This window comes from Rhodococcus sp. EPR-147 (genome assembly GCF_001647185.1).
In the GTDB taxonomy this organism is placed as follows: Bacteria; Actinomycetota; Actinomycetes; order Mycobacteriales; family Mycobacteriaceae; genus Rhodococcoides.
The window spans coordinates 1-5794 of the sequence record NZ_LVCU01000291.1 but is presented as its reverse complement, the minus strand read 5'-3'; the positions used below and the strand labels follow the sequence as shown (position 1 = coordinate 5794).

Genomic DNA, 5794 nt, shown 5'->3' with positions numbered 1-5794 from the left:
CCACCGCGTCCGTACCGCTGCCGATCGCCTTCTCGAGCAAAGCCAACGCATCCCCGGGTGTGCGTCCCTCGATGGCCGTGACGTGAAGTTCACGCTCCCGCAGTCGAGCCACGGCGCACCGTCCGGCGTGCCCCGCGTGCCCACCGCCGGCCATCGGATTGGTCAACACCGTCACCGATCGGGTCATGCTCGCAACGATTTTTCGATCACATCGATCAGCTTGCCAGGGTCGACGATTGCCGTGGTGGTGACCGAGGCGATTCCTGGTCGAATGCCCCCGACGCAGATTGCGCTTGCGTGTTACCGGCGATCTTCGGACCCGATGTGCGTGTAACCGTGAGGTACTGTAACGAAATAGACTGTTACTACGCGTAATACGGTCTTTTTGTCCGAATCGAGAAAGGTGGCACGTGATCGAGCAGCCGGTGTCGAGTCCTGTCTCGTCGGAGCCCCCGCAGTCGTCGTCCGGGACCGCCGCTCCCGAGAAGTCGGTCGAGAACACCGTTCTCGACGCGGCCCGATCCTGCATCCTCGAACACGGAGTCAAGCGCACGACCTTGGCCGAGATCGCGCGTCGCGCCAAGGTCAGCAGGCCCACCGTGTACCGAAGATGGGCCGATACACGAGCTGTGGTCTCGAGCCTGCTCACGCGAGAGATCGGTGCCCTGATTCCGAGCTTCGACGCTTCGGCACCGGCTCGTGATCAGCTCGTGACTGCCGTGGGTGACGTTGCCGACCGCATTCGACTCCATCCGCTTTTCGTGAAGATTCTGCGTTCCGATTCCGACGTGCTCGCCACGTACATTCTGCATCGGCTCGGAACCAGTCAGGCGTTGATCATCGATGCACTGGCTTCTCTGGTCGTTGCCGGACAACGTGATTCCTCGATTCGTGCGGGGGATCCCACCACTCTGGCCACGTTGGTGTTGCTGATGGTGCAGTCTGCTGTCCAGTCCGCGGAGATGGTGTCCGAGCGGGTGTCCGGTGCCGAGGTGACACGCCAGATGGCGTTCGCCGTCGACCGTTATCTGCGACCCGAGGGTGCGTGAACGAGGCCGCGTCCTGACCTGACCGCCCCTCTCGCGACCTGATCTCGGCGCACGTCGAGCGGTACGGCTCGAGTGTGGCACGCTGGGTTGGTGCGAGTAGCAGTGGTGGCCGGGCCCGATCCGGGGCATGCCTTTCCGGCGATCGCCCTGTCTCTGCTATTCCGCGCGGCCGGCGACGAACCGATCCTCTTCACCGGTAGCCGCTGGGTACCCGCCGCGCACGCCGCGGGCCTGCGAGCGCTTCCGCTGGGTGGACTCGCACCGCGGCCGGAAGACGACGATCTCGATGCCGGACAACGGATCCACTCTCGGGCGGCGTTCGTCTCGACCGAGTTGCTACCCGACCTCGAGCGGGAGAACGTCGATCTCGTCGTGTCCGACATCCTCACCGCAGGGGGTGGCATGGCCGCCGAGCGTCTCGGTATCCCCTGGGTCGAACTCTCGCCCCATCCTCTGTATTCGCCCTCGAAAGGGTTGCCGCCCATCGGAAGTGGCTTGGCTCCGGGTATCGGAATTCGGGGCAGGCTGCGCGATGTCGTTATGCGCGCGTTGACGGCACGCTCGATCGCTCATGGGCGTACACAGCGTTCCAGCGCACGGACGAGCATCGGGTTGCCTGCCGAGGACCCGGGTCCCGCTGCTCGGCTGGTCGCCACCATTCCCGCGCTCGAGGTGCACCGTCCCGACTGGCCGGAGGAGGCACACGTGGTCGGCCCGCTGCTGTGGGAGCCGACGGACGAGCTGCTCGATGCCCCCGACGGCTCGGCACCGCTGGTGATGGTCGCGCCGTCGACCGCCTTCACCGGTGCGGAAGGAATGCTCGAGATGGCGCTGAAAGGGTTGGACGGCAGGGGAGTGCGGGTGGTGGCCTCCGTTCTCGACGGAGGTCCCGTCGCGCTCCCGAGCTGGGCGAACGCAGGCCTCGGCCGCCAGGACGAACTGCTGCGCCGTGCCGATGTGGTGGTGTGCGGCGGTGGCCACGGCATGCTTGCCAAGTCTCTCGTCCACGGCGTTCCGGTGGTGGCCGTCCCCGGCGGTGGTGATCAGTGGGAGCTGGCGAATCGGGCCGCCCGGCAGGGGAGTGCGGTCATCGTACGACCCCCGACACCGACCTCGATCGCCGACGCGGTGGCCACGGTGTTGTCCGATCCGCGTTTCGCCCGGGCAGCGGGGGCGGCGGCGGACGGGTCGCAGTCCGTCGAGGATCCGGTGTCGGTGTGTCGTCACGTGCTCGCCCGCAGCGGTCCACGGAGCGGGCGCTAGGGTTGTCGTTGTGCGTCTGACCGAATTTCGTGAACTCCTCACCGAGGAGTTCGGCTCCGTTCGAGGAAACTCCCTGCTGGCCGATCATGTGTTGTCCGGCATCGGTCGCACCGGAGCGCAGGCCATCGAGGACGGCGTCGACCCGCGAGAAGTGTGGCGCTCGATCTGTTACGAGTTCGACGTTCCGAAAGAGCGCTGGTAGTCCGCACCGGTCCTGCCGATCTTTTCCGGCGTGTCGAAAGCCAAGGGTAGTTGACTCGAACACGTGTTCCCCTATGCTGATGTCAACGGTTGCTGAGCGGTCTCGAGAAACTTCTTGTCGGTACCCCGTTCTAGCGTTACCGACGACAAAGCTGATCGATACGACAAAGCTGATCGATACGACACAGCTGAACGACACGACACAGGGAGCTCACGATGGCTGCATACGATCGCGACAAAGCGCTCGATCTCGCACTTGCGCAGATCGACAAGAACTTCGGCAAGGGCTCGGTGATGCGCCTCGGTGACGAGGTCCGACAGCCCATCGCCGTCATCCCCACGGGATCGATCGCGCTCGATGTGGCACTCGGCATCGGAGGGTTGCCGCGTGGACGTGTCATCGAGGTCTACGGTCCGGAATCCTCGGGTAAGACCACCGTCGCCCTCCATGCAGTGGCCAGTGCTCAGCGGGCCGGCGGCATCGCTGCCTTCATCGACGCCGAGCACGCTCTGGATCCGGACTACGCGAAGAAGCTCGGCGTCGACACCGATGCCTTGCTGGTGTCGCAGCCCGATACCGGTGAGCAGGCTCTCGAGATCGCCGACATGCTGATCCGATCGGGTGCTCTCGACATCCTCGTGATCGACTCGGTGGCGGCATTGGTGCCGCGCGCCGAGATCGAGGGTGAGATGGGCGACAGCCACGTGGGTCTGCAGGCCCGCCTGATGAGCCAGGCGCTGCGCAAGATCACCGGTGCCATGAGCAACTCGGGCACCACGGTCATCTTCATCAACCAGCTGCGCGAGAAGATCGGCGTCATGTTCGGCTCTCCCGAAACCACCACCGGTGGTAAGGCATTGAAGTTCTACGCCTCGGTTCGCCTCGACATCCGCCGTATCGAGACCCTGAAGGACGGAACCGACGCTATCGGTAACCGCACCCGGGTCAAGGTGGTCAAGAACAAGGTGGCACCGCCGTTCAAGCAGGCCGAGTTCGACATCATCTACGGCAAGGGCATCAGCCGCGAAGGCTCGTTGATCGATATGGGCGTCGAGCACGGCTTCATCCGTAAGTCGGGTTCGTGGTTCACCTACGAAGGTGACCAGCTCGGCCAGGGCAAGGAGAACGCCCGCAAGTTCATGCTCGAGAACCCGGACGTGCGGGACGAAATCGAGAAGAAGATCATGGAGAAGCTGCAGATCGGCGCGGACGTCACCGCAGAGGAGCCCGCAGCTGCTCCGGTCGACTTCTAACCTGTTGTCGCTGTGCAGCAGCGAGACGAAGGCGGCGGCACCGAGGCGCAGGCGAAAGATGTCTGCCTTCGGTTGCTGACCGACCGAGCGCGCAGCAGGCACGAACTCGAAGCGAGCCTGGCCAAGAAGGGCTTCACCGCAGAAATCGCGAACGCTGTTCTCGACCGGCTCGAGAAGGCCAAGCTGGTCGACGACGAATCCTTCGCTCAGCAGTGGGTCCAGTCCCGGCACAAGTACTCCGGCAAGGGCAAACGTGCATTGAGCATGGAGCTCCGCAACAAGGGAGTCAGCAACGAACTCGCTGTGCATGCACTCGATCTGATCGATGCCGACGACGAGCGTCAGCGCGCAGCCGAGTTGATACGCAAGCGATTCCGCACGCTGCAGTTGCCCGATCCCAGCGGACCCGATGCTCGAACCGAGCGAGACAAGGTTGTGCGCAAGCTGGTCGGCATGCTCGCCCGCCGCGGCTACTCGCAGTCGATGGCATTCGCAGTGGTCAAAGAGCAGCTCGACTGCGCAGGTGCCGATACCGAAGACTTCGACGGCCCCGACTCGATGTGATCGTCCACCTCGAGCCGGTGCCGTCGAGAAACAGTAAGGCCCGCAACACCATCGGTGTTGCGGGCCTTACTTGTCGACGGCCTCGACCAGTTGCAGTGTCGTGTGGGTCAGGCTGCCTGACCACCGTCGAGAGCCGGAACCACTTCAGTCGCGCCGGCCTTGCGCTTGCGAGAACGCAGACGACGTTCGACCACGGTGGCCAGCTTCGTCAAAGCGGAGTTGATGATGATCATGATGACGGCGACAATCACCAACGACGGCAGGTAGTTGCTGTAGAACGCGCCCACCTGCTGCCCGGAACGGACGACTTCGACGTAACCGATGACGTAACCCAGCGCCGAGTCCTTCAGTGCCACCACCATCTGCGAGATGATCGCCGGAAGCATGGCGGTGACGGCCTGGGGGAGCAGAACCAGGAGCATGACCTGGCTCTTGCGCATGCCCAACGCCGACGCGGCTTCGCGCTGGCCCTTGGGCAGGGAATTGACGCCGGCACGCACGATCTCGGCAATGACCGAACCGTTGTACAGGGTCAGGCCCGTGACCACCGCAGCCAAGGCCAGGTACTTGACCTTGAAGACCTCGTAGTCGGCATAGACGGCGTACAGGAAGATCATCAGGATCAGCACCGGAACGGCGCGGAACACCTCGACGAATGCGCCACTGATCACTCGCACGACTCGATGATCGGACAACCTGCCGATACCGAGTACGGCACCGAGGATCAGGGCGAACACGATCGACAGGGCCGCTGCCACCAGCGTGCCCTGAATACCGGGCAGCAGATAGGTGGTCCACGTGGTCGATTCGAGGAACGGATCCCACTTCTCAGCGGTCAACTGCCCCTTCGAGTCGAGCGCCCGGTAGATCAGAAACGCGATCCCCAGCGAGACGACTGCAACGACCACGGTCAGAATGCGATATCGCAGTACCGCTTTCGGGCCCGGGACGTCGTACAGAACTGCTACTGCATCACTCATCATGACACCGCCAATCGCTTGCTGATGTAGCCGAACAGCAACCCGGTCGGGAGCGTCAGGATCATGAACCCGAGTGCGAAGATGCCACCGACGACGAAGATCGCGGCCTCGTTCTCGATCATTTCTTTCATCAGGAACGATGCCTCGACCACACCGATGACAGACGCGATCGTGGTGTTCTTCGTCAAGGCGATCAGAACGCTACCGAGCGGGCCCACCACTGCCCGGAACGCCTGTGGGAGAACGACGATGCTGACGTTCTGGGTGAAGGTCATGCCCAGAGAGCGGCCCGCTTCGGCTTGACCGACGGGGACGGTGTTGATGCCCGATCGCAGTGACTCGGCCACGAACGACGCCGTGTACACGCTCAAGCCGAGTACGGCGAGTCGGAAGTTGTTGTCCACCAAGCCTGTCGGCGACGACTGCGAAGCCAACGAGACACCCAGGGTCTGGAAAAGGCCGAAGGAGGTGAACAGAATGATC

7 protein-coding genes and 1 pseudogene are annotated in these 5794 nt (G+C 63.5%); 5 read left to right on the top strand and 3 right to left on the bottom strand.

Features of this window, described 5'->3' with window-relative positions:
- Nucleotides 1-187 (bottom strand): annotated as a pseudogene (locus A2J02_RS28255) (diacylglycerol kinase); the annotation flags it as partial.
- Nucleotides 188-410: 223 nt separating this feature from the next.
- On the opposite strand from A2J02_RS28255, the gene A2J02_RS13810 reads away from it, so the two are divergent.
- The 5 genes from A2J02_RS13810 to A2J02_RS13790 all read left to right on the top strand — a co-directional run bounded on the left by A2J02_RS13810 (nucleotide 411) and on the right by A2J02_RS13790 (nucleotide 4331).
- Nucleotides 411-1049: a TetR/AcrR family transcriptional regulator gene (locus tag A2J02_RS13810; protein WP_231893992.1), complete on the top strand. Its 639-nt coding sequence runs from the start codon at nucleotides 411-413 to the stop codon at nucleotides 1047-1049.
- Nucleotides 1050-1139: 90 nt separating this feature from the next.
- A complete protein-coding gene (locus tag A2J02_RS13805; RefSeq protein ID WP_156516219.1) occupies nucleotides 1140-2312 on the top strand; it encodes a glycosyltransferase in 1173 nt (390 codons plus the stop codon).
- 10 nt (nucleotides 2313-2322) lie between these two features.
- Nucleotides 2323-2514, top strand: a complete 192-nt coding sequence (locus A2J02_RS13800) for a DUF3046 domain-containing protein (RefSeq protein ID WP_027496833.1) — start codon at nucleotides 2323-2325, stop codon at nucleotides 2512-2514.
- Between the two features lie 215 nt (nucleotides 2515-2729).
- Nucleotides 2730-3767, top strand: a complete 1038-nt coding sequence (gene recA, locus A2J02_RS13795; protein WP_008716921.1) for a recombinase RecA — start codon at nucleotides 2730-2732, stop codon at nucleotides 3765-3767.
- A 12-nt stretch (nucleotides 3768-3779) separates the two neighbouring features.
- Entirely contained in the window at nucleotides 3780-4331 is a 552-nt protein-coding gene (locus A2J02_RS13790) for a regulatory protein RecX (protein WP_068050697.1), read from the top strand.
- A 107-nt stretch (nucleotides 4332-4438) separates the two neighbouring features.
- On the opposite strand, the gene A2J02_RS13785 is transcribed toward A2J02_RS13790, so the two are convergent.
- Both A2J02_RS13785 and A2J02_RS13780 read right to left on the bottom strand, forming a co-directional pair.
- A complete protein-coding gene (locus A2J02_RS13785; protein WP_068050696.1) occupies nucleotides 4439-5311 on the bottom strand; it encodes an amino acid ABC transporter permease in 873 nt (290 codons plus the stop codon).
- A partial coding sequence (locus A2J02_RS13780) for an ABC transporter permease subunit (protein ID WP_068050695.1) occupies nucleotides 5311-5794 on the bottom strand: 484 nt, incomplete at its 5' end. The genes A2J02_RS13785 and A2J02_RS13780, both read right to left, overlap by 1 nt.

Excerpts from the sequence above, each read along its gene's own strand:
- recA (WP_008716921.1), top strand. The coding sequence starts at position 2,730 with ATGGCTGCATACGATCGCGACAAAGCGCTCGATCTCGCACTTGCGCAG.
- A2J02_RS13785 (WP_068050696.1), bottom strand. The coding sequence starts at position 5,311 with ATGAGTGATGCAGTAGCAGTTCTGTACGACGTCCCGGGCCCGAAAGCG.